We start from the raw sequence: 23886 nt of genomic DNA on the forward strand, positions 1-23886 counted from the left end.
ACTGATGAAAAAGGCGTCCCTTGTGGGCGCCTTTTTTGTGTCTGCGATTTGGCTGGCGGATGCCCAGGCCTTTTGCCCGGCGCCGGCGGGCCTTGTCCCGGTGACGGTACAGCGGGTGGTGGATGGCGATACGTTACGCCTGACGGATGGCCGAAGCGTGCGCATGATCGGCCTCAATAGCCCTGAGCTGGGGCGGCAAGGGGGTTCCGATGAACCCTTCGCTGTTGCGGCTCGCCGTCGGCTCCAGGCGCTGGTGGCTGACAGCGAGGGGCGCGTGGGATTGCTGCCTGGCAAGGAAGGCAAGGACCGCTACGGTCGTACCCTGGCCCATGTCTACAGTAGCCAGGGCGCGAATCTCGAAGCGCAATTGCTCGCCGAGGGTTTGGGTTTTCATGTGGCGGTGGCACCGAATGTCGACCTGGTGGCCTGCCAACGTGCTGCCGAACGTCAGGCGCGTGCAGCGGGGCTAGGGCTGTGGAAACGCTCGCCTGTGCTCAACACATGGCAAATCAAGGCATCGGGTTTCGCCGTGCTCAGCGGGCGCGTGAGTGAAGTCAGGCGTAATCGGGGCGGTATATGGCTCCAATTGCCGGATTCGGTTGTATTGCATGTTGCGCCCAATCTCGTGAGTCGTTTCGATAAGGCTTCGCTTGAGGGGTTCAAAGGTCGGCAGATTGAAGCCCGTGGCTGGCTGGTTGATCGTTCACGGCGTGGTGGGCTTAAGCAAGGCCAGGCGCGCTGGCTGCTGCCGTTGACGGATCCGGCCATGTTGGGCGCAACGCCTCGATAGAAAATTGTAGACATTTCCTTGCTGGATTGTATGCATGTAGCCCTTGTGTTTCGCGGCTCTTGGCCCAAAGTCGTAGGGCAGGGCGCTTGACAGCAGTGACTGGTCAGTCTTGTGGGGACTTTGCGAGGCGCGTATCCTCGGCGGTCCGTCTGTCCAACACAGTAAAAAGCGGAATGCCCACATGTCTGATCTGAAAACTGCCGCTCTCGAATATCACGCTAATCCTCGTCCAGGGAAGCTGAGTGTCGAGCTCACCAAGGCCACCGCTACTGCTCGCGACTTGTCGCTGGCCTACAGCCCCGGCGTAGCCGAACCAGTCCGCGAAATCGCTCGCGACCCTGAACTGGCCTACAAATACACCGGTAAAGGCAACCTGGTTGCAGTCATTTCCGATGGCACCGCGATTCTCGGCCTGGGTAACCTCGGCCCATTGGCTTCCAAGCCAGTCATGGAAGGCAAGGGCGTGCTGTTCAAGCGCTTCGCCGGTATCGATGTATTCGACATCGAAGTCGATTCCGAGAGCCCGCAAGCCTTCATCGACACCGTCAAGCGCATCTCCATCACCTTCGGCGGCATCAACCTGGAAGACATCAAGGCACCTGAGTGCTTCGAGATCGAGCGCGCCCTGATCGAGCAGTGCGACATTCCGGTATTCCACGATGACCAGCACGGCACCGCGATCGTGACCGCGGCCGGCATGATCAACGCCCTGGAAATCGCCGGCAAGACCCTGCCGGAAGCCAAGATCGTCTGCCTGGGCGCCGGCGCTGCGGCCATCTCCTGCATGAAGTTGCTGGTGAGCATGGGCGCCAAGATCGAAAACATCTTCATGGTTGACCGTACCGGCGTGATCCACTCCGGCCGTGACGACCTGAACCAGTACAAGGCTGTGTTTGCCCACGCGACCGAGAAGCGCTCCCTGGCGGACGCGCTGGACGGTGCCGACGTGTTCGTGGGCCTGTCGGGTCCGAACCTGCTGAGCGCGGAAAACCTGCTGCGCATGGCGCCGAACCCAATCGTGTTCGCGTGCTCGAACCCGGACCCGGAAATCGCCCCGGAACTGGCTCACGCGACTCGTAACGACGTGATCATGGCCACCGGCCGTTCGGACTACCCGAACCAGGTCAACAACGTACTGGGCTTCCCGTTCATCTTCCGCGGTGCCCTGGACGTTCGCGCCAAGCGCATCAACGAAGAAATGAAAGTCGCGGCCGCCAACGCCCTGCGCGAACTGGCCAAGCTGCCGGTGCCTCAGGAAGTGTGCGACGCCTACGGCGGCATCAAGCTGGAATTCGGTCGTGAGTACATCATTCCGAAACCAATGGACGCCCGTCTGATCACCCTGATCTCCGACGCCGTGGCCAAGGCCGCGATCGAGACTGGCGTGGCCACCCTGCCGTATCCGAAGAACTACCCGCTCAAGAGCGTGGATGATGTGTTCAACGGCTAAGCCGTTGTAGCGCTTCAACAAAAAGCCCCGGCTCCTGTGAGCCGGGGCTTTTTTGTGCATGCCGATCTTGTGTGACCACCGCAAATCCCTGTGGGAGCCGAGCTTGCTCGCGATTGCGGTCTGGCATTCAACATGGATGCAAGCTGACCCGCCGCCATTGCGAGCAAGCTCGGCTCTCACAGGGGATGTGTGTTTTAAGGGGTTGAAAAAAGCCCCGCACTTCTTCCGAAGGCGGGGCTTTTGGATGGTGTCCGGTCAGAACAGGTCGATCGGCGCTGCTTCGTCCGCCGGCAGCGGGCTGCCCGGTGCGACGCCGTTGCCCAGTTCGTTGACCGACGGTGGCGTGTCTTCGCTCTTGAACAGTTCGAAGTACGCACCCGGAGTACTTGGCGTCGCAGCGCGGCCACTGACCGGGTCGACCCGCAGGCTGAGGATGCCTTCCGGTTCCGGCTGGGTGTGAGGTGGTTTGTCCTTGAGGGCGGCGCCCATGTAGCTCATCCAGATCGGCAGCGCCACGGTGCCGCCGAACTCGTGGCGACCCAGGCTTTCAGGCTGGTCGAAACCGGTCCAGACAGTGGTCACGTAATCGGCGTTATAGCCGGAGAACCAAGCGTCCTTGGATTCGTTGGTGGTGCCGGTCTTGCCCGCGAGGTCGGTGCGACCCAGGGCCAGGGCGCGGCGGCCGGTGCCGAGCTTGATCACGTCTTGCAGCATGCTGTTGAGGATGTAGGTGGTGCGGCCATCGACAATGCGCTCGGCGATGGCGGGTGCCTGCGGCAGGCCCGGGGCCGTAGTGGCTTCACCCGCTGTCGCATTGACCGTGAACGACTCGGTGGCCGGTGCGGCGACGCCATCGCTGGCCTGCTCACCCGTGGGAACGCGTGGCGGGTTGGCGACGAACAGCGTCTCGCCGTTGCGGCTTTCAATCTTGTCTATGAGGTAGGGGGTGATCTTGTACCCGCCGTTGGCAAACGTACTCCAGCCCGTGGCGATTTCCATCGGCGTCAAGGTTGCGGTGCCCAGGGCCAGGGACAGGTTGCGCGGCAGGTCCTGCTTGTTGAAGCCGAACTTGGTGATGTAGTCGATGGTGCGGTCTACGCCCAGTGCCTGCAACAGGCGGATCGAGACCAGGTTGCGGGATTTGTACAGCGCCTCACGCAAGCGAATCGGGCCGAGGAACGTATTGGTGTCGTTCTTTGGTCGCCAGACTTTGTCCAGGTACTCATCGACGAACACGATCGGCGCGTCGTTCACCAGGCTGGCGGGGGTGTAGCCGTTATCCAGGGCAGCGCTGTAGACGAACGGCTTGAAGCTCGAGCCTGGCTGGCGCTTGGCCTGCAATGCCCGGTTGTAGTTGCTTTGCTCGAAGGCGAAGCCACCCACCAACGAACGGATGGCACCGTTCTGCGGGTCGAGGGACACCAGTGCGCCTTGGGCGGCCGGGATCTGGCTGAATTTGAGCGTGTTGTCCGCCTGGCGCTGGACGCGGATCAGGTCGCCGACCTGGGCGACGTCCGACGGTTGCCGTGGGTTGGCACCCATGCTGTTGGTATTGAGGAACGGACGGGCCCATTTCATGGTGTCCCAGGCCACGTGTTCCTCCTGTTCGCCGTTACGGGTCAGCACCTTGATGCCGTCCTTGTCCACCGACGTGACAATCGCCGGCTCCAGGCTGCTGATGGTGCGCTGCTTGGACAGCTCCAGGGCCCAGGCTTCCCTGGTCTTGCCCGGCAGGCGCGATTCGGGGCCGCGGTAGCCGTGGCGCTGATCGTAGGTCATCAGGCCCTCGTGCAACGCGGTGGTGGCCATTTCCTGCAAGTTGCTCGGCACCGTGGTGATCACGCGGAAACCTTCGGTGTAAGCCTCGCTGCCATAGCGCCCGACCATCTCGGCACGGGCCATCTCGGCGATATACGGGGCATTCACTTCCGGGGTAGGTACGTGATAGCTGGCGTTCAGTGGCTCATTGATCGCGGCGGTGTAGTCGGCCTCGCTGATCTTGCCGAGCTTGTACATGCGCCCCAGGATCCAGTCGCGACGCTCCTTGCTGCGCGCCGGGTTGGCCAACGGGTTGAAGCGCGAGGGTGCCTTGGGCAGGCCGGCAATCATCGCCATCTGTGCCAGGCTCACATCGCGGATCGACTTGCCGTAATACACCTGCGCCGCCGCCTCGATGCCGTAGGCGCGGTTACCCAGGTAAATCTTGTTCACGTACAGCTCGAGGATTTCATCCTTGGTCAACTGCCGCTCGATTTGCAGGGCCAGGAGAATCTCGGTGGTCTTGCGCGAGAAGCTGCGTTCGCTGGTCAGGAAGAAGTTCTTGGCCACCTGCATGGTGATGGTGCTGCCGCCGGACTGGATGTGTCCGCTCTTGATCAACTGGCTGGCGGCGCGCATCAGGCTGCCTGGATCGACGCCATAGTGGTTGGCGAAGTTATCGTCTTCAGCACTTAGTAACGCATTGATGAAATTGGGGGGAATGTCGGCGAAACGGATCGGTGTGCGGCGCATTTCGCCAAATTCGGCGATCAACTTGTCGTCGCTGCTGTACACCCTCAGGGGAATCTGCAACTGAATGCTTCTCAGCGCCTCCACGGACGGCAATCCCGGACTAAGGTAAAGAAAGGCACCGCTCAGGCCCAAAAGCAGTCCGCAGAAAACGGCGACGATGGACCATCCGAAAAATTTCAGCAGACGAATCAAGGCTTTTGGATATCCAGGCAAAGAATGAAAAGGCGCCAGGTGCAGGGATGGACCCGTGCTTGCAACAAAGCGAAAAAAAACGCTGGGCATTATAAGCATTTTTTTTCGTCGGGAATGCCATCCGGACGTCCGTCGGGCTGGAGTGATTGAACGCAATGCGTATTAGAGAGTCCGTAACTCACGGATAGTCATAGGGAATTGGTAGTGCTACGACTCTTCAATAAAAAAGCCCATGCGCTTCTGGGGATCGACATCAGTTCGACGTCGGTGAAGCTGCTGGAGTTGAGCCGCCAGGGCGAGCGATACCGCGTCGAGTCCTACGCGGTCGAACCGCTGCCAGTCAACGCCGTGGTCGAGAAGAACATCGCCGAGCTCGAAGGGGTGGGCCAGGCGTTGTCGCGGCTGTTGGCCAAGGCCAAGACGCCCTTGCGTAGCGTGGCGGTGGCCGTGGCGGGTTCGGCGGTGATCACCAAGACCATCGAGATGGACGCCGGTCTGTCCGACGATGACATGGAAAACCAGCTCAAGATCGAGGCCGATCAGTACATCCCTTATCCCCTGGATGAGGTGGCCATCGATTTCGAAGTGGTGGGTGTTTCGCCGCGCAGTACCGAGCGCGTCGAAGTGCTGCTGGCGGCGTGCCGCAAGGAAAACGTCGAGGTCCGCGAGGCCGCGTTGGCGCTCGCCGGGCTGACGGCGCGGGTGGTCGATGTGGAGGCTTATGCGTTGGAGCGGGCTTTTGGCATGCTCGCCACGCAACTGGCCGCGTCCCAGGAGCGGCTGACCGTGGCGGTTGTCGACATCGGCGCCACCATGACCACCCTCAGCGTGCTGCACAACGGACGCATCATCTATACCCGCGAACAATTGTTCGGTGGCCGCCAGCTGACCGAGGAAATCCAGCGCCGCTATGGCCTGACTCCCGAGCAGGCCGGCCTGGCAAAGAAGCAGGGTGGCCTGCCGGACGATTATCTCAGCGAAGTGCTGCAACCTTTTCGTGAGGCCCTGGTACAGCAGGTCTCGCGGTCCCTGCAGTTCTTCTTCGCCTCGGGCCAGTACAGTGCGGTGGACCACATTCTGCTGGCCGGGGGCACGGCTTCGGTCGCCGGCCTGGATCGGCTGATCGAGCAGCGCTTGGGCACGCCGACCCAGGTGGCCAACCCGTTTACCAACATGGCCCTGAGCAGCAAGGTCAATGCCGGCGCCCTGGCTGGTGATGCGCCCGCACTGATGATTGCCTGTGGGCTGGCCCTCAGGAGTTTCGACTGATGGCGCGGATCAATCTGCTTCCGTGGCGCGAAGAGTTGCGCGAAGAGCGGCGCAAACGCTTTTTGCTGGCCTTGGTGGGGGCGCTGGTCGGTGCGGTCGGCGTGGTCCTGGTTGCGATCCGGTACATCGACAACGCCATCGACCACCAGGTCGCTCGCAATAGCCATCTCTCCGAGCAGATCGCCGTACTGGACGAGCGCATCAAGCAGATCAGCGAATTGAAGGCTCGTCGCCAGCAGTTGCTGGAGCGCATGCGCATCATCCAGGATCTGCAAGGGAACCGGCCGGTGAGCGGGCGCATCTTCGACCAGTTGGTGCGGACCTTGCCGGATGGGGTGTATTTCACTGAAGTGAAGATGGAAGACCGGACGCTCTCGATCAAGGGGGCCGCGCAATCGAACAACCGGGTCTCGGACCTGATGCGCAACCTGGACTCGTCGGACCTGTTCGACACGCCCAGCCTGACGGAGGTCAAGGCCACCACCGCCGGGCAGCTCGACCAGGCCAACGTTTTCCAACTGACGGTTCGCCAGACCCGCCCTGCCGATGCGGAGGACGCCCAATGAAACCTGGGGAGTGGTTCGACGCGCTGCGCAAGATCGACCTCAGTGACCTGGACACCAACAACATCGGTTCCTGGCCGGCACCCATCAAATGGCTGGCCGGTATCCTGCTGGTGGTCCTGGTGCTGGGGCTGGGCTATAACTTTGCCTTGAGTGACCTGGAGAACCAGTTGCAGCAGGTGCGCGAAGAAGAAAACACCCTCAAGGCGCAATTCGCGGGCAAGGCCCACATGGCCGCGAACCTGGAGCGCTACACCGAGCAGATGAAGCAGATGGAAACATCCTTTGGTGTGCTGTTGCGGCAATTGCCCAGCGATACCGAAGTGCCGGGCCTGCTGGAGGACATTACCCGCACTGGCCTGGGCAGCGGCCTGGAGTTCGAGGAAATCAAGCTGCTGCCGGAGGTCACCCAGCCGTTCTACATCGAGTTGCCGATCCAGATCACCGTGACCGGCGGCTACCACGACCTGGCGACATTCGTCAGTGGGGTGGCCGGGCTGCCCCGGATTGTCACGCTGCACGATTTCGACATCGCACCGATGGAACCCGAGGCAGGCGCGAAGCTGCGCATGAGCATCCAGGCCAAGACCTACCGATACAACGAGCAGGAGGCGCAACCATGAGGTCGGTGTGTCGCATCTGTCTGCTGGCAGGCCTGGTCGCGCTGGCGGGGTGCAACAACGACGACGGTTTCAGCGACCTGGACGCCTACATGAACGAAGTGCGCCTGCGGCCACCCGGCAAGATCGAGCCGACGCCGACGTTCAGGCCCCACGAGACCTTTACCTACAGTGCCGCCAACCTGCGCAGCCCGTTTTCCCGGCAGATCCGCGTGGACCAGGCCGACCGGCAGCGGGGTTCACGCAACGTCCGGCCCGACCCGAACCGGGTCAAGCAGTACCTGGAAGGCTTCAACATCGAGCAGTTTGAAATGGTCGGTACGATCTCCAACGCCGGTGGTTCCTTCGCGCTCCTGCGAGGCGCGGGCGGGGTGCATCGGCTCAAGGTCGGTGACTATCTGGGGCGCAACGACGGGCGGATCGTCAACATCAGTGCCACCCAGGTCGATGTGGTCGAACTCGTTCCCGATGGCGAGGGTGCCTGGCTGGAGCGACCAAAGACCATTCCTTTGAAAGAGCACTCATTAGTGGAACTCGAACAATGAACAGGATTTTTCCAGCCCTCGGTATTTCGCTATGGATAGCGCTGTTGTCGCCGATGGTTCATGGGGCCAGTCTGAAGACGCTGGATGTGGCGGCGTTGCCGGGGGACCGTGTCGAGTTGAAGCTGACCTTCGACGGGCCGCCGCCGACGCCCCGGGGCTACACCACCGAACAACCGGCGCGGATTGCACTGGATCTGCCGGGCGTGACCAATCAACTGGCCAGCAAGCGCCACGACCTGGGCGGGGGCAATGCACGTAGCGCTACCGTGGTCGAGGCTGGGGATCGCACCCGGTTGATCATCGGTCTTACCCAGCTGGCGCCCTATGACGCCCGGGTCGAAGGTAACAACCTGTTCGTGGTGGTTGGCAAGGGCGCCGCCTCGACGGGCACTGCACCGAAGAGCGCGGCCCAGGCCTCGCGCCCGGCGGTTGCCAGCGCTGCGCCTGCGAGGGCCAGTGCGCCGGTGGGCAAGGCGATCCGTGGAGTGGACTTCCAGCGCGGGACCCAGGGCGAAGGTAACGTGGTGATCGATCTGTCTGACCCGTCCATCACCCCGGACATCCAGGAGCGCGAAGGCAAGATCATCCTCAATTTCGCCAGGACCCAATTGCCCGAGCCACTGCGGGTGCGCCTGGACGTCAAGGACTTCGCCACCCCGGTGCAATTCGTCAATGCCAGTGCCGGCAGTGAGCGGGCGACCATCAGCATCGAACCCAGCGGCACCTTCGACTACTCGACCTACCAGACCGACAATAAGCTCACCGTCAGCGTCCGGCCCATGACCGTCGACGACCTGCAAAAACGCAACGCCGACCGCGCGGCCTACACTGGCGAGAAGCTCTCGCTCAACTTCCAGGACATCGAGGTGCGGTCGGTCCTGCAACTGATTGCCGATTTTACCAACCTCAACCTCGTGGCCAGCGACACAGTGCAAGGAGGCATCACCCTGCGGTTGCAGAATGTGCCCTGGGACCAGGCGCTCGACCTGGTGCTCAAGACCAAGGGGTTGGACAAGCGCAAGGTCGGCAACGTGCTGTTGGTGGCGCCGGCCGATGAAATTGCCGCCCGTGAGCGTCAGGAACTGGAGTCGCAGAAGCAGATCGCCGACCTGGCACCGCTGCGGCGTGAACTGTTGCAGGTCAACTATGCGAAGGCGGCCGACATCGCCAAGTTGTTCCAATCGGTGACCAGTGCCGAGGCGAAAGCCGATGAGCGCGGCACGATCACGGTCGATGAGCGCACCAACAACATCATTGCCTACCAGACCCAGGACCGCCTCGACGAACTGCGCCGGATCGTGGCGCAGCTGGATATTCCAGTGCGCCAGGTGATGATCGAGGCGCGGATTGTCGAGGCCAACGTCGACTACGACAAAAGCCTGGGCGTACGCTGGGGCGGTTCGGTTCAAAACAAGGGCAACTGGAGCTCCTCGGGGGTCACCACGGGCGACTCCACCACTATCGGCACGCCGGGCAGCACCAGCACCAACCAGCCGTTCGTCGACCTGGGCGCCTCGGGCAACACCTCGGGCATCGGCATCGCCTTCATCACCGACAACGTATTGCTGGACCTTGAGCTGACGGCCATGGAGAAAACCGGTAATGGGGAGATTGTCTCCCAGCCCAAGGTGGTGACATCCGACAAGGAGACCGCAAAGATCCTCAAGGGCACGGAAATTCCTTATCAGGAAGCCAGCTCCAGCGGCGCTACGTCGGTATCGTTCAAGGAGGCTTCGCTATCGCTGGAGGTGACCCCGCAGATCACCCCAGACAACCGGATCATCATGGAGGTCAAGGTCACCAAGGATGAGCCGGACTACCTGAACAAGGTGAATGATGTGCCGCCGATCAAGAAAAACGAGGTCAATGCCAAGGTCCTGGTCAATGATGGCGAGACCATTGTGATTGGTGGGGTTTTCTCAAATACTCAGAGCAAGGTTGTAGATAAGGTGCCATTTCTTGGCGATGTGCCGTATCTTGGCCGCCTTTTCCGGCGTGATGTGGTTTCGGATAGCAAATCCGAGCTGCTGGTGTTCCTCACTCCGCGTATCATGAATAACCAGGCGATTGCTGTGAGTCGTTGATTCTGTGCGAAATTTGATTCTTGTTGGGCCGATGGGCGCTGGAAAAAGCACCATCGGCCGTTTGCTGGCCAAAGAGCTGCGCCTGCCATTCAAAGATTCCGACAAGGAAATTGAATTGCGCACGGGCGCCAATATCCCATGGATTTTCGACAAGGAAGGCGAACCGGGCTTTCGTGACCGTGAGCAGGCGATGATCGCCGAGCTGTGCGCGTTCGATGGCGTGGTGCTCGCCACCGGTGGCGGCGCGGTGATGCGCGAAGCCAATCGTCGGGCGCTGCATGCCGGCGGACGAGTGGTCTATCTGCATGCTTCTGTCGAGCAGCAGGTCGGTCGCACCGCCCGGGATCGCAACCGGCCGCTGTTGCGCACCGCCGACCCGGCCAAGACCCTGCGCGACCTCCTGGAGCTGCGTGACCCGCTGTATCGGGAAATCGCCGACCTGGTGGTGGAAACCGATGAGCGGCCGCCGCGGATGGTGGTGCTGGACATTCTCGATCGCCTTCAGCAACTGCCTCCCCGTTAATGCGCATGGCGAAATGCGCTATCCTCGACGTCCCGTCATGGCCCGCCTGGGGCGTGGCGGATGGCCATTAACTGGCCCCAGAACAAGCACCGTGGACTTTCGTTAATTGCAGGCAGGACGCCTGATTCCATCTTCACTGTGGGGACACATGCAGACACTTAAGGTCGACCTGGGCGAGCGCAGCTACCCGATTCATATTGGCGAAGGCTTGCTGGACCAGCCCGAACTGCTGGCGCCGCATATCGCCGGACGGCAAGTGGCGATCATTTCCAACGAGACCGTCGCGCCCCTGTATCTGGAACGTCTGACCCGCAGCCTGTCGGCCTTCTCGGTCATTTCCGTGGTGTTGCCCGACGGCGAAGCCTTCAAGAACTGGGAAACCCTGCAACTTATCTTCGACGGCCTGCTGACCGCGCGCCATGATCGCCGCACTACGGTGGTTGCCCTGGGTGGCGGTGTGATCGGCGACATGGCCGGTTTTGCAGCCGCCTGCTATCAGCGCGGCGTCGATTTCATCCAGATTCCTACCACGCTGCTGTCCCAGGTCGACTCATCGGTGGGCGGCAAGACCGGGATCAACCATCCGCTGGGCAAGAACATGGTCGGTGCTTTCTATCAGCCCAACGTGGTGCTGATCGACACCGCCACCCTCAATACCTTGCCGGCCCGCGAACTGTCTGCGGGGCTGGCGGAAGTCATCAAGTACGGGCTGATCTGCGACGAACCGTTCCTGGGTTGGCTCGAAGAGAATGTCGACCGTCTGCGTGCGCTGGATCAAGCGGCGCTGACCTACGCTATCGAACGTTCCTGCGCCGCCAAGGCTGCCGTGGTGGGTGCCGATGAGCGTGAGTCGGGGGTGCGCGCCACCCTCAACCTGGGTCACACCTTTGGCCATGCCATCGAAACCCACATGGGCTATGGTGTCTGGCTGCACGGTGAAGCGGTTGCGGCCGGTACGGTCATGGCCCTGGAGATGTCTTCGCGCCTGGGCTGGATCAGCGAACAGGAGCGTGATCGCGGTATTCGTCTGTTCCAGCGCGCCGGGCTGCCGGTGGTTCCGCCCGAGGAAATGAGCGAGGCGGATTTTCTTGAACACATGGCTATCGACAAAAAAGTGATCGACGGTCGTCTGCGTCTGGTGCTGCTGCGCCACATGGGCGAAGCGGTGGTGACCGACGATTATCCGAAAGAAGTTCTACAGGCCACGCTGGGAGCGGACTACCGCGCCCTGGCTCAGCTTAAAGGTTAATAAGATCCGATGACTAGTTTGCATGCCGACGAGGCTTTCCTCGGCCATTTCCAATTGAGTCATGACCCTTTTGCCCCACGGGTCCCGGGCTTCAAATTCTTCCCTGCCCAGCGCAAGCCGGTGCTGGGCCAGTTGCATCACCTGGCGCGCTACAGCCAGTTGCTGCTGGTGGTCACCGGCCCCCAGGGCAGCGGCAAGACCTTGCTGCGCCAGGCCCTGGTGGCCAGCACCAACAAACAGTCCGTGCAAAGCGTGGTGGTGTCGGCCCGTGGCGCTGGCGATGCAGCCGGTGTATTGCGTCAAGTGGCCCAGGCGCTGAACGTCGCGCAGGCTGAGATCGGTGCAATTCTCGATCAGATCGTGCAGCTGGCGCTGACCGGGCAGGAAGTCTATCTGTTGGTGGACGATGCCGAGCAACTCGACGAGTCGGCCCTCGAGGCCCTGCTGGCCCTGGCGGCCGGTGCGCCGGAGGGTCGCCCTCATGTGTTCCTGTTCGGCGAGTCGTCGCTGATCGCCGACCTGGACCAATTGAACCTTGATCAAGAGCGCTTCCACGTCATCGAGCTGGCGCCCTATACCGAGGAAGAGACGCGTGAATACCTGGCCCAGCGTCTTGAGGGGGCGGGCCGGGGTATCGAACTTTTCACCGCCGATCAGATCTCTGAGATTCACGAAAGCTCCGACGGATGGCCTGGCAACATCAACCAGGTCGCCCGCGATGCTCTGATCGAAGTCATGATTGCCAGCCGCTCAGCGGTGAAGCGTCCAAGTATGGGGTTCAACATGCCGAAGAAACACGTATTGGCAATTTCCGCCGTCGTCGTGGTCGCGGTTGCCGCCGCCTGGCTGATGCCGGGTCGCACCAAGGCACCCACCACGGGTGCCCCTGCCAACGAACAAGCGCAACTGCCCCTCGGTCAAGGGACCTCGCAACCCAGCGGTAGTGCGCCGGCAGTGGAATTCGCCGGCAACACCCAGCCGATGCCGTTGCCGCTGGTCGGCCAGTCGCAGCCGGTCATGCGCAGCCCGCTGGCTGAAGCAGCCGGTGGCATCAACGAGGGCGACGACGGCGCAGCGCCACCGATCGACGACAGCAGCGACACGCCGCCGACCGTGACCACCACCGCACCGCCTGAGGGCGTGCCGGCAGGTCCTGCCCCGACGCCTGCCCCGGCCGCCAAGCCGACCCCGGCGCCCACCCAGGTCGCCACTGCCAAGCCTGCCCCGGCGCCAGCGCCAGCCGCCAAGCCTGCCCCTGCCCCTGCCCCTGCCAAGGCCTCGGGCGGTAGCTGGTACGCCGGCCAGGCACCGAGCAACTACGTGGTGCAGATCCTCGGCACCAGTTCCGAGGCCTCGGCACAGAACTTCGTCAAGGAGCAGGGCGGCGAGTACCGCTATTTCAAGAAATTGCTCAACGGCAAGCCGTTGTATGTCGTCACCTACGGCAGCTTTGCCAATCGTGATGCCGCCGTTTCCGCCATCAAGGCCTTGCCAGCGAAGGTTCAGGCTGGTAAACCTTGGCCTCGCACTGTCGCCAGCGTCCAACAGGAACTGGCAGCAACTCGCTGAAGATTCGGCGGCCTTACCCAGGCCGCCTCTCCCGGCAACCTCAAAAATTCCGCAGGGGCGGGCGACCTTTCAGGCCGCGCGCCTTGTGGTGTCTGCGTCACAGTAGTGTTTGAGTCGTAGCGGTCGAACCCAAAAAAGTTTTGACTAGCACAGCGTATAGCTTTAAACCTTTCACAAATGCGACATGGATTTGCGACAGTTCGTCGTCAAATTTGTGAGCCTCTGTGTCGGTGTGTACAATGACCTCCCTTTTGCCCCCGCAAAGCTGGCGTACGTTCGGCGCGGAACGCAACTGGTTGAATTGAAAAGAAATTTGCCTCGATAAGAGGCAGCCTGGTGAGAAAGTGTCTATGAAAGCAGGTCTGTACCAACCAGATGAATTCAAGGATAACTGTGGTTTCGGCCTGATAGCCCACATGCAGGGCGAGCCGAGCCATACCCTTTTGCAAACGGCCATTGAGGCCCTGACCTGCATGACCCACCGCGGTGGGATCAACGCCGACGGCAAGACCGGTGACGGTTGTGGCTTGCTGATTCAAAAGCCTGACGAGTTCCTGCGTGCCATTGCCCAGGAAACGTTTGGCGTGACCCTGCCCAAGCAGTACGCCGTGGGCATGGTGTTCTTCAACCAGGATCCGGTAAAGGCCCAAGCGGCTCGCGAAAACATGAATCGCGAGATCCTGGCCGCCGGCCTGCAACTGGTGGGCTGGCGCAAAGTGCCGATCGACACCAGTGTCCTCGGCCGCCTGGCGCTTGAGCGCCTGCCGCAGATCGAACAGGTGTTCATCGCCGGCGACGGCCTGAGCGACCAGGACATGTCGATCAAGCTGTTCAGCTCCCGTCGTCGCTCGTCCGTGGCCAATGCCGCCGACACCGATCACTACATCTGCAGCTTTTCCCACAAGACCATCATCTACAAAGGCCTGATGATGCCGGCGGACCTCACCGCCTTCTATCCGGACCTGAGCGACGAGCGCCTTAAAACCGCAATCTGCGTGTTCCACCAGCGCTTCTCCACCAACACCCTGCCGAAATGGCCGCTGGCCCAGCCATTCCGCTTCCTCGCCCACAACGGCGAGATCAACACCATCACTGGCAACCGCAACTGGGCCGTGGCCCGTCGCACCAAGTTCGCCAACGACCTGATGCCCGACCTCGAAGAACTCGGCCCGCTGGTCAACCGCGTGGGTTCCGACTCCTCGAGCATGGACAACATGCTGGAACTGATGGTGACCGGTGGTATCGACCTGTTCCGCGGCGTGCGCATGCTGGTGCCGCCGGCGTGGCAGAACGTCGAGACCATGGACCCGGACCTGCGCGCCTTCTACGAATACAACTCCATGCACATGGAACCGTGGGACGGCCCGGCCGGTATCGTCATGACTGACGGCCGCTACGCGGTGTGCCTGCTGGACCGTAACGGCCTGCGTCCGGCGCGCTGGGTCACCACCACCAACGGGTTCATCACCCTGGCGTCGGAAATCGGCGTCTGGAACTACCAGCCCGAAGACGTCATCGCCAAGGGCCGCGTAGGTCCGGGCCAGATCTTTGCCGTGGACACCGAGACCGGCCAGATCCTCGACACCGACGCCATCGACAACCGCCTCAAGTCCCGTCATCCGTACAAGCAATGGCTGCGCAAGAATGCCTTGCGCATCCAGGCGACCATGGAAGACAACGACCACGGCTCGGCGTTCTACGACGTCGACCAGCTCAAGCAGTACATGAAGATGTACCAGGTGACGTTCGAAGAGCGTGACCAGGTGCTGCGTCCGCTGGGCGAGCAGGGCTACGAAGCGGTCGGTTCCATGGGTGACGACACGCCGATGGCCGTGCTGTCGCAGCGCGTGCGCACGCCGTACGACTATTTCCGCCAGCAGTTCGCCCAGGTGACCAACCCACCGATCGACCCGCTGCGCGAAGCGATCGTGATGTCCCTGGAAATCTGCCTCGGTGCCGAGCGCAACATTTTCCAGGAGTCGCCGGAACACGCCTCGCGGGTGATCCTCAGCTCGCCGGTCATTTCCCCGGCCAAGTGGCGCTCGTTGACCAACCTCGACCGCCCGGGTTTCGCGCGCCAGGTCATCGACCTGAACTACGACGAAAGCGTCGGCCTGGAAGCGGCCATCCGCAACGTTGCCGATCAGGCTGAAGAAGCCGCGCGCGCCGGTCGTACCCAGATCGTGCTGAGCGACCGTCATATCGCGCCGGGCAAGCTGCCGATCCACGCCTCATTGGCCACCGGCGCGGTGCACCATCGCCTGACCGAAAAAGGCCTGCGCTGCGACTCCAACATCCTGGTAGAGACCGCCACCGCCCGCGATCCGCATCACTTCGCGGTGCTGATCGGTTTCGGTGCCTCGGCGGTGTATCCGTTCCTGGCCTATGAAGTGCTGGGCGACCTGATCCGTACCGGTGAAGTGCTGGGCGACCTCTATGAGGTGTTCAAGAACTACCGCAAGGGCATCACCAAGGGCCTGCTCAAGATCCTGTCGAAGATGGGCATCTCGACCATCGCCTCGTACCGTGGCGCGCAACTGTTCGAGGCCATCGGCCTGTCCGAAGAAGTCTGCGAGCTGAGCTTCCGTGGCGTGCCGAGTCGCATCAAAGGTGCGCGTTTCGTCGACATCGAAGCCGAGCAGAAGGCCCTGGCCGCCGAAGCCTGGAGCCCGCGCAAGCCGATCCAGCAAGGCGGCCTGTTGAAGTTCGTCCATGGCGGCGAATACCACGCCTACAACCCGGACGTGGTCAGCACCTTGCAAGCGGCCGTGCAACAGGGCGACTACAGCAAGTTCAAGGAATACACCTCGCTGGTGGACAACCGTCCGGTGTCGATGATTCGCGACCTGCTCAAGGTCAAGACCCTCGACACGCCGTTGGACATCAGTGAAATAGAGCCGCTGGAATCGGTGCTCAAGCGCTTCGATTCGGCCGGTATTTCCCTGGGCGCCTTGTCCCCGGAAGCCCACGAAGCCCTGGCCGAAGCCATGAACCGCCTCGGTGCGCGTTCCAACTCCGGCGAGGGCGGCGAAGACCCGGCGCGCTACGGCACCATCAAGAGCTCGAAAATCAAGCAGGTGGCCACCGGCCGCTTCGGTGTGACGCCGGAATACCTGGTCAACGCTGAAGTGCTGCAGATCAAGGTTGCCCAGGGCGCCAAGCCCGGCGAAGGCGGCCAGTTGCCCGGCGGCAAGGTCAATGGCCTGATCGCCAAGCTGCGCTATGCGGTCCCTGGCGTGACCCTGATCTCGCCGCCACCGCACCACGACATCTACTCGATCGAAGACTTGTCGCAACTGATCTTCGACCTCAAGCAGGTGAACCCCAAGGCGCTGGTCTCGGTGAAACTGGTGGCGGAAGCGGGCGTTGGCACCATCGCGGCCGGCGTGGCCAAGGCCTATGCCGACCTGATCACCATCTCCGGCTACGACGGTGGCACCGGCGCATCGCCGCTGACTTCGATCAAGTACGCTGGCGCGCCGTGGGAACTGGGCCTGGCTGAAACTCACCAGACCCTGCGCGGCAACGATTTGCGCGGCAAGGTCCGGGTGCAGACCGACGGCGGCCTGAAAACCGGCCTGGACGTGATCAAGGCCGCCATCCTCGGCGCCGAGAGCTTCGGCTTCGGCACCGCGCCGATGATCGCCCTGGGCTGCAAATACCTGCGTATCTGCCACCTGAACAACTGCGCCACCGGCGTGGCGACCCAGAACGACAAGCTGCGCAAGGACCACTACATCGGTACCGTCGACATGGTGGTGAACTTCTTCACCTACGTGGCCGAAGAGACCCGTGAGTGGCTGGCGAAGCTGGGCGTGCGCTCGCTTGAAGAACTGATCGGCCGTACCGATCTGCTGGAAGTGATCGAAGGCCAGACCGCCAAGCAGCAACACCTGGACCTGACCCCGTTGCTGGGCAGCGATCTCATCCCGGCGGACAAGCCTCAGTTCTGCCAGGTCGATCGCAATCCGCCGTTCGACAAGGGTGAGCTGGCCGAGAAGATGGTCGACATGGCCGCTGCGGCGATCAACGACCTGAGCGGTGCCGAGTTCGACCTGGACATCTGCAACTGCGACCGTTCCATCGGCGCACGGATCTCCGGCGAAATCGCGCGCAAGCACGGCAACCAGGGCATGGCCAAGGCGCCGGTCACCTTCCGCTTCAAGGGTACCGCGGGCCAGAGCTTCGGCGTCTGGAACGCCGGTGGCCTGAACATGTACCTGGAAGGCGATGCCAACGACTACGTGGGCAAGGGCATGACCGGCGGCAAGCTGGTCATCGTTGCGCCCAAGGGCAGCGTCTACAAGTCCCAGGACAGTGCCATCATCGGCAACACCTGCCTCTACGGCGCAACGGGCGGCAAGCTGTTCGCCGCCGGCACCGCGGGCGAGCGTTTTGCCGTGCGTAACTCCGGGGCCCACACTGTGGTGGAAGGCACCGGTGATCACTGCTGCGAGTACATGACCGGTGGTTTTGTCTGCGTGCTGGGCAAGACCGGTTATAACTTCGGCTCTGGCATGACTGGCGGTTTCGCCTACGTGCTCGACCAGGACAACACCTTCGTTGACCGGGTCAACCACGAACTGGTGGAAATCCAGCGGATCAGTGGCGAGGCGATGGAAGCCTATCGCAGCCACCTGCAAAACGTGCTGAACGAGTACGTCGCGGAAACCGACAGCGAGTGGGGTCGTGAACTCGCCGAGAACCTCGATGACTACTTGCGCCGTTTCTGGCTGGTCAAGCCCAAGGCTGCCAACCTGAAATCGTTGCTTTCCAGCACTCGTGCCAACCCGCAGTGATATGCGCCTGAAGAGTTTGATGAGGTTTTAACAATGGCTGAACGTCTGAATAACGACTTCCAGTTCATCGATGTCGGGCGCAAGGATCCGAAGAAGAAACTGTTGCGTCAACGCAAGAAAGAGTTCGTGGAAATCTACGAGCCTTTCAAACCCCAGCAGTCGGCCGACCAGGCCCACCGCTGCCTGGGCTGCGGTAACCCGTACTGCGAATGGAAGTGCCCGGTGCACAACTTCATTCCCAACTGGTTGAAACTGGTGGCCGAGGGCAACATCCTCCAGGCCGCCGAGCTGTCCCACCAGACCAACACCCTGCCGGAAGTCTGCGGCCGGGTGTGCCCGCAGGATCGCCTTTGCGAAGGTGCGTGCACCCTCAACGACGGTTTTGGCGCGGTGACCATCGGTTCGGTGGAGAAGTACATCACCGACACCGCGTTCGCCATGGGCTGGCGTCCGGACATGTCCAAGGTCAAGCCGACCGGCAAGCGCGTGGCGATCATCGGTGCGGGCCCGGCGGGCCTGGGCTGTGCCGATGTGCTGGTGCGTGGTGGCGTGACCCCGGTGGTGTTCGACAAGAACCCGGAAATCGGCGGTCTGCTGACCTTCGGCATTCCCGAGTTCAAGCTGGAAAAGACTGTGCTGAGCAATCGTCGCGAAGTCTTTACCGGCATGGGCATCGAGTTCCGCCTGAACACCGAGGTGGGCAAGGACGTGACCATGGAGCAGCTGCTCGAAGAGTACGATGCGGTCTTCATGGGCATGGGCACCTACACCTACATGAAGGGCGGCTTTGCCGGTGAGGACCTGCCAGGCGTCTATGACGCACTCGACTTCCTGATCGCCAACGTCAACCGCAACCTGGGCTTTGAAAAGTCGCCGGAAGATTTCGTCGACATGAAGGGCAAGAAGGTCGTGGTACTCGGCGGTGGCGACACGGCGATGGACTGCAACCGTACGTCGATTCGCCAGGGCGCCAAGTCGGTGACCTGTGCCTACCGTCGTGACGAAGCCAACATGCCCGGTTCGCGCAAAGAGGTGAAGAACGCCAAGGAAGAAGGCGTGAAATTCCTCTACAACCGCCAGCCAATCGCCATTGTCGGCGAAGACAAGGTCGAAGGCGTGAAGGTGGTCGAGACCCGTCTCGGCGAACCGGACGCCCGTGGCCGTCGCAGCCCCGAGCCGATCCCAGGTTCCGAAGAGATCATCCCGGCCGACGCCGTGGTCATCGCCTTCGGCTTCCGCCCAAGCCCGGCGCCGTGGTTCGAGCAGTTCAGCATCCAGACCGACAGCCAGGGCCGCGTCGTGGCCCCGGAACAAGGCCAGTACAAGCACCAGACCAGCAACCCGAAGATCTTCGCTGGTGGCGACATGGTCCGGGGTTCCGACCTGGTGGTGACGGCGATCTTCGAAGGCCGCAATGCGGCGGAAGGGATCCTCGATTACCTGCAAGTCTGACCGAACGACACAAAACCCTGTGGGAGCAAAGCTTGCTCGCGATCCAGGCGCCTCGGTACCCAAGAGACCGAGGTGTTTTCATCGCGGGCAAGCCTTGCTCCCACAAGAAACTGTTCTCACAGTTGTTTTCGTGGTGTTGCGAACACTGCTTTGCCCCGCGACAAATTGCCCCGATAGATAAAAGGCACGGCTCTTGCCGTGCCTTTTGCCTCGCGCTCTGAGAAAATGCCCGCACTTTTTTTCCGGATGCCGACATGACTGCCCTGAAGAACGACCGTTTCCTTCGCGCCCTGCTCAAGCAACCCGTAGACGTCACCCCGGTGTGGATGATGCGCCAGGCGGGTCGCTACCTGCCGGAGTACCGCGCCAGCCGCGCCAAGGCCGGTGACTTCATGAGCCTGTGCATGAACCCCCAGTTCGCCTGCGAAGTGACGATGCAGCCGCTGGATCGGTATCCGCAGTTGGACGCGGCGATCCTGTTCTCCGACATCCTCACAATCCCCGACGCCATGGGCCAGGGCCTGTACTTCGAGACCGGCGAAGGCCCGCGCTTCAAAAAAGTCATCAGCACCCTGGCCGACATCGAGGCCTTGCCGATTCCCGATCCGCAGAAAGACCTGGGCTATGTCATGGACGCGGTCAGCACCATTCGCCGTGAACTCAACGGTCGCGTACCACTGATCGGCTTCTCCGGCAGCCCATGGACCCTGGCCACCTACATGGTCGAAGGCGGCTCGTCGAAGGACTTCCGCAAGACCAAGGCAATGCTCTACGACAACCCGCAGGCCATGCACTTGTTGCTGGACAAGTTGGCCCAGTCGGTGACGTCCTACCTCAACGGCCAGATCCTGGCCGGTGCGCAAGCGGTGCAGATCTTCGATACCTGGGGCGGCAACCTGTCGGCGGCGGCGTACCAGGAATTCTCCCTGGCCTACATGCGCAAGATTGTCAGCGGCCTGATCCGCGAGCACGAAGGTCGCAAAGTCCCGGTGATCCTGTTCACCAAGAACGGCGGCCTGTGGCTGGAAAGCATCGCCGATGCCGGCGCCGACGCCCTGGGCCTGGATTGGACCTGCGACATTGGCAATGCGCGCGAGCGCGTCGGTCACAAGGTCGCGCTGCAAGGCAACATGGACCCGACTGTGCTCTACGCCAAGCCTGAAGCCATCCGCGCTGAAGTCGGGCGCATCCTGGCCAGCTACGGCAGTGGCAGCGGCCATGTGTTCAACCTCGGCCATGGCATCACCCCGGAAGTCGACCCGGAACATGCCGGCGCCTTCCTGCGGGCGGTGCATGAGTTGTCGGCGCAATATCACCTCTGATTGCGGCCCTTGTCACCCAGCCTGTCCGGACCTGTGCCGGACAGGCTTTTTAATGTCCGTTTTTTGATAGATATTGCGTGAAATCAGTCGGTTGTTTTATTCGGTGTTTCTGTTTTTTTGTGCTGTGTTTGATAGCTAGTTCTATTTGTAAGAGTTTTCTCTATTTATGTAAGAAGAATAGAATCAGAGATCCTTCCTTCTATGTTGAGAGACTTATCCTACATAGGGGTAGTCCAACTTTCTGGCATTTGCCGTCGAAGAGCAATTGAGTGAAAACCTGGAGGCGCTGCACATCAGCATCGGCCCGCGCGACCGTCAGCATCGTTATCCGCTGATGGTGACGCAGCGAGACCGTTTCCAGGCGTTGCTGGCGTTACTCACCACGCAGGGCATCGATGTGCGTGCGGTGCATGTCGATGCCGACCTGCTTGCCGGCGACCAGGCAATTGGCGTGCGCTGGTTTGGGCTTTGTAGGAGCTGCCGAAGGCTGCGATCTCTTGATCTTTCGCTGCGACTCAATTGTCCGTGACAAGATCGCAGCCTCGTTGCACTCGGCAGCTCCTACACCAGGTTTGGACAGGGACCGCGTGTGGCTTAAACCTGAACATTCCCCGGCAACAACGGCAATTTGGCCAACTTCACCGCCACCCACAACGCGACCACCAGCAAACCACCGATGAACAAGCCGACACCGTTCCACCCGCCCAGGTGCCAGGCCACGCCGCCCGCCGTGCCCGCAACGCTGGAGCCGGCGTAATAGCTGAACAAATAAAGTGACGAAGCCTGACCCTTGGCCTTGAGGGCGCGGCGGCCGATCCAGCTACTGGCAACCGAGTGGGCGCCGAAGAAGCCGAAGGTGAACACCAGCATCCCCAGGACCACCAGCCACAGCGGGGTGGCCATGGTCAGCACGAGGCCGGCCAGCATCAGCGCGATGGTTGCCCAGAGCATTTTGCGCCGGCCGAGTTTGTCCGCCAATGCGCCGACTTTGGCCGAGCTGTAGATGCCCGACAGGTACACCACCGACAGCAGCCCGACGAAGGCCTGGTCCAAGTGATAGGGCTCGGCCAGAAGGCGGTAGCCGATGTAGTTGAACAGCGTCACGAACGCGCCCATCAACACGAAGGCTTCAAGAAACAGCAGCGGCAAGCCGGCGTCGCGAAAGTGCATGGTGAAACCGTCCAGCAGACTGCGCGGGTGCAGCGAACGGGGACGGAAATTGCGTGACTCAGGCAGGATTCTCCAGAACACCGCTGCTGCGATCAGCGCCAGGCCGCCAATCACCAGCATCGCGGTGTGCCAGCTGACGAAGTCGATCAAGACCCCGGCAATCAGGCGTCCGGACATGCCGCCGATGGCGTTGCCGGCGATGTACAGCCCCATCGCCAGGCCGATGTGCCTGGGATGGATTTCTTCGCTCAAATACGTCATCGCGACCGCTGCCAACCCGCTCAACGACAACCCCACCAAGGCGCGCAGCAGCAATACACCCTGCCAGGTCGGCATCATGGCGCTGGCAATCGTACACACTGAGGCGGCGAACAGCGCCGCGACCATCACCGGCTTGCGCCCGATGCGGTCGGAAATCGGACCGGTGATCAACAGGCCGATCGCGAGCAGGCCGGTCGCCACCGACAGAATCAGGCTGCTCTGCGCTGCATTGATGGAAAACTCCCGGGACAACAGCGGCATCATCGGTTGCACGCAATACAGCAGGGCAAAGGTCGCAAAGCCACCACAGAACAGCGCCAGCACCGTGCGCATGAACATCGGCGTGCCTTTCTCGATGTAGATGTCCTTGAGTTCGGCGACGGCATCATCCTGCGTACGCAGTGGGATTTCATGGGCCAGTGGAGCGACAGCAATTTTCACGGTGGACCTCGCAAGGGCACGATCAGGCAGGCAATGAAAAAAGCATATAGCCGGCTAATGATTCTATCCAATATATTGTTCGACCTGTTTAAGACGTTTTGCGACCTATTGGATTGCCCCATGGAATTGCGTCACCTGCGTTACTTCATCGCCGTTGCCGAAGAACTGCATTTCGGCCGTGCCGCGTTGGCCCTGGGCATCTCCCAGCCGCCCTTGAGCCAGCAGATCCAGGCGCTGGAGCAGGAGATTGGCGCGCGGCTGTTCGAGCGTACTAATCGTCGGGTCGAATTGAGCGAGGCCGGACGGTTGTTCCTTGAAGAAGCGCGGCGGGTATTGGTTCAGGTCGACAAAGCCGCCGACGTCGCCCGCCGCGCCCAACTGGGGGAATTGGGCGAGCTGAAAATCGGCTTCACCTCCTCGGCACCGTTCAATTCCACCATCCCCCAGGCGATTTTTTCATTCCGGCAACGCTTCCCGGCGGTGCACCTGAACCTGCGGGAAATGAGCAGTACCCAAGTGGCCGACGCACTGCTGGACGAAGTGATCGAGGTGGGCATCATGCGCCCATTGCCGCTGCCCGACACCCTGACGGAAATCGAGCTCAGCCGCGAACCGCTGGTAGCCGTGCTCAGTGCCAAGCATCCCTTGGCCCAGGGCAATGAAGACGGCCTGTTCCTCTCGGCCTTGGCCCAGGAGCCGTTCGTGTTCTTCCCCCGCAGCTACGGCAGCGGCCTCTACGCCCAACTCCTGAACCTGGCCCGCGACGCCGGTTTCAGCCCGCATTTCGCCCAGGAAGCCGGCGAAGCCATGACCATCATCGGCCTGGTCGCGGCGGGGCTGGGGGTCTCGGTATTGCCGGCGTCTTACCAGCGCATGCGTATCGATGGGGTTGTCTACCGCCCGCTGCTCGATCCGGCGGCGGTGTCGGCGGTGTGGCTGGTACAGCGCAAGGATCAGCGTTCGCCGATGGCGGCAGCGTTCGTGGCGTTGTTGACTGGCAATACCGAGTAGCGGTTAAGCGAAAAACGCCTGTGTTCGCGAGCAAGCCCCACCCTTGACCGTGGGTGGTCGCAGCA

Annotated in this window: 17 protein-coding genes; 15 read left to right on the forward strand and 2 right to left on the reverse strand. The window is 61.8% G+C overall.

Annotated features, from left to right (window positions below; genetic code table 11):
- The first annotated feature begins 4 nt into the window (after positions 1-4).
- Both GFU70_RS02320 and GFU70_RS02325 read left to right on the forward strand, forming a co-directional pair.
- Complete coding sequence (locus GFU70_RS02320) at positions 5-790, forward strand: thermonuclease family protein (RefSeq protein WP_153387539.1); 786 nt, start codon at positions 5-7, stop codon at positions 788-790.
- 181 nt (positions 791-971) lie between these two features.
- On the forward strand, positions 972-2240 hold the full coding sequence (locus tag GFU70_RS02325) for a malic enzyme-like NAD(P)-binding protein (RefSeq protein WP_058542650.1): 1269 nt from the start codon (positions 972-974) through the stop codon (positions 2238-2240).
- A gap of 255 nt (positions 2241-2495) precedes the next feature.
- Here the strand turns inward: GFU70_RS02325 and GFU70_RS02330 are convergent, their stop codons facing one another.
- A complete protein-coding gene (locus tag GFU70_RS02330) occupies positions 2496-4940 on the reverse strand; it encodes a penicillin-binding protein 1A (protein ID WP_165826103.1) in 2445 nt (814 codons plus the stop codon).
- Positions 4941-5147: 207 nt separating this feature from the next.
- Here GFU70_RS02330 and GFU70_RS02335 point away from each other — a divergent pair, with 207 nt between their 5' ends.
- The 12 genes from GFU70_RS02335 (at position 5148) to GFU70_RS02390 (ending at position 21467) form a co-directional block, all read left to right on the forward strand.
- Positions 5148-6212, forward strand: coding sequence for a pilus assembly protein PilM (locus GFU70_RS02335; protein WP_058542652.1), 1065 nt, complete (start codon positions 5148-5150; stop codon positions 6210-6212).
- Entirely contained in the window at positions 6212-6778 is a 567-nt protein-coding gene (locus tag GFU70_RS02340) for a PilN domain-containing protein (RefSeq protein WP_058542653.1), read from the forward strand. The genes GFU70_RS02335 and GFU70_RS02340 overlap by 1 nt, the downstream gene beginning before the upstream one ends.
- Entirely contained in the window at positions 6775-7398 is a 624-nt protein-coding gene (pilO, locus tag GFU70_RS02345) for a type 4a pilus biogenesis protein PilO (protein ID WP_116643335.1), read from the forward strand. Before GFU70_RS02340 ends, pilO begins: the two co-directional genes overlap by 4 nt.
- On the forward strand, positions 7395-7940 hold the full coding sequence (locus tag GFU70_RS02350) for a pilus assembly protein PilP (protein ID WP_116643334.1): 546 nt from the start codon (positions 7395-7397) through the stop codon (positions 7938-7940). The genes pilO and GFU70_RS02350 overlap by 4 nt, the downstream gene beginning before the upstream one ends.
- Positions 7937-10024, forward strand: coding sequence for a type IV pilus secretin PilQ (gene pilQ / locus GFU70_RS02355; protein ID WP_153387540.1), 2088 nt, complete (start codon positions 7937-7939; stop codon positions 10022-10024). The genes GFU70_RS02350 and pilQ overlap by 4 nt, the downstream gene beginning before the upstream one ends.
- A gap of 4 nt (positions 10025-10028) precedes the next feature.
- Complete coding sequence (aroK, locus tag GFU70_RS02360) at positions 10029-10547, forward strand: shikimate kinase AroK (RefSeq protein WP_003196983.1); 519 nt, start codon at positions 10029-10031, stop codon at positions 10545-10547.
- A gap of 148 nt (positions 10548-10695) precedes the next feature.
- Positions 10696-11796, forward strand: a complete 1101-nt coding sequence (aroB, locus tag GFU70_RS02365) for a 3-dehydroquinate synthase (RefSeq protein WP_116643332.1) — start codon at positions 10696-10698, stop codon at positions 11794-11796.
- Positions 11797-11805: 9 nt separating this feature from the next.
- Positions 11806-13365, forward strand: coding sequence for an AAA family ATPase (locus GFU70_RS02370; RefSeq protein WP_153387541.1), 1560 nt, complete (start codon positions 11806-11808; stop codon positions 13363-13365).
- Between the two features lie 350 nt (positions 13366-13715).
- A complete protein-coding gene (gene gltB, locus GFU70_RS02375; RefSeq protein WP_153387542.1) occupies positions 13716-18164 on the forward strand; it encodes a glutamate synthase large subunit in 4449 nt (1482 codons plus the stop codon).
- 33 nt (positions 18165-18197) lie between these two features.
- The gene (locus tag GFU70_RS02380; protein WP_003196992.1) at positions 18198-19616 is read left to right on the forward strand and encodes an FAD-dependent oxidoreductase; all 1419 of its coding nucleotides are present in this window, start codon (positions 18198-18200) and stop codon (positions 19614-19616) included.
- A 254-nt stretch (positions 19617-19870) separates the two neighbouring features.
- Positions 19871-20938 (forward strand): uroporphyrinogen decarboxylase, encoded by a 1068-nt coding sequence (gene hemE / locus GFU70_RS02385; protein WP_058543744.1) that lies wholly within the window; start codon positions 19871-19873, stop codon positions 20936-20938.
- Positions 20939-21179: 241 nt separating this feature from the next.
- Complete coding sequence (locus tag GFU70_RS02390) at positions 21180-21467, forward strand: type II secretion system protein GspL (RefSeq protein ID WP_319017042.1); 288 nt, start codon at positions 21180-21182, stop codon at positions 21465-21467.
- A 65-nt stretch (positions 21468-21532) separates the two neighbouring features.
- Here the strand turns inward: GFU70_RS02390 and GFU70_RS02395 are convergent, their stop codons facing one another.
- Complete coding sequence (locus GFU70_RS02395) at positions 21533-22789, reverse strand: MFS transporter (RefSeq protein ID WP_413468842.1); 1257 nt, start codon at positions 22787-22789, stop codon at positions 21533-21535.
- A gap of 141 nt (positions 22790-22930) precedes the next feature.
- Between GFU70_RS02395 and GFU70_RS02400 the strand changes: the two genes are divergently transcribed.
- Positions 22931-23821 carry a LysR family transcriptional regulator gene (locus GFU70_RS02400; RefSeq protein ID WP_058543746.1) on the forward strand — a complete coding sequence of 297 codons (891 nt, stop codon included), beginning with the start codon at positions 22931-22933 and terminating at the stop codon, positions 23819-23821.
- The last annotated feature ends 65 nt before the right edge of the window (positions 23822-23886 follow it).

This window comes from Pseudomonas brassicacearum (assembly GCF_009601685.2).
Classification (GTDB): Bacteria; Pseudomonadota; Gammaproteobacteria; order Pseudomonadales; family Pseudomonadaceae; genus Aquipseudomonas; species Aquipseudomonas kilonensis_B.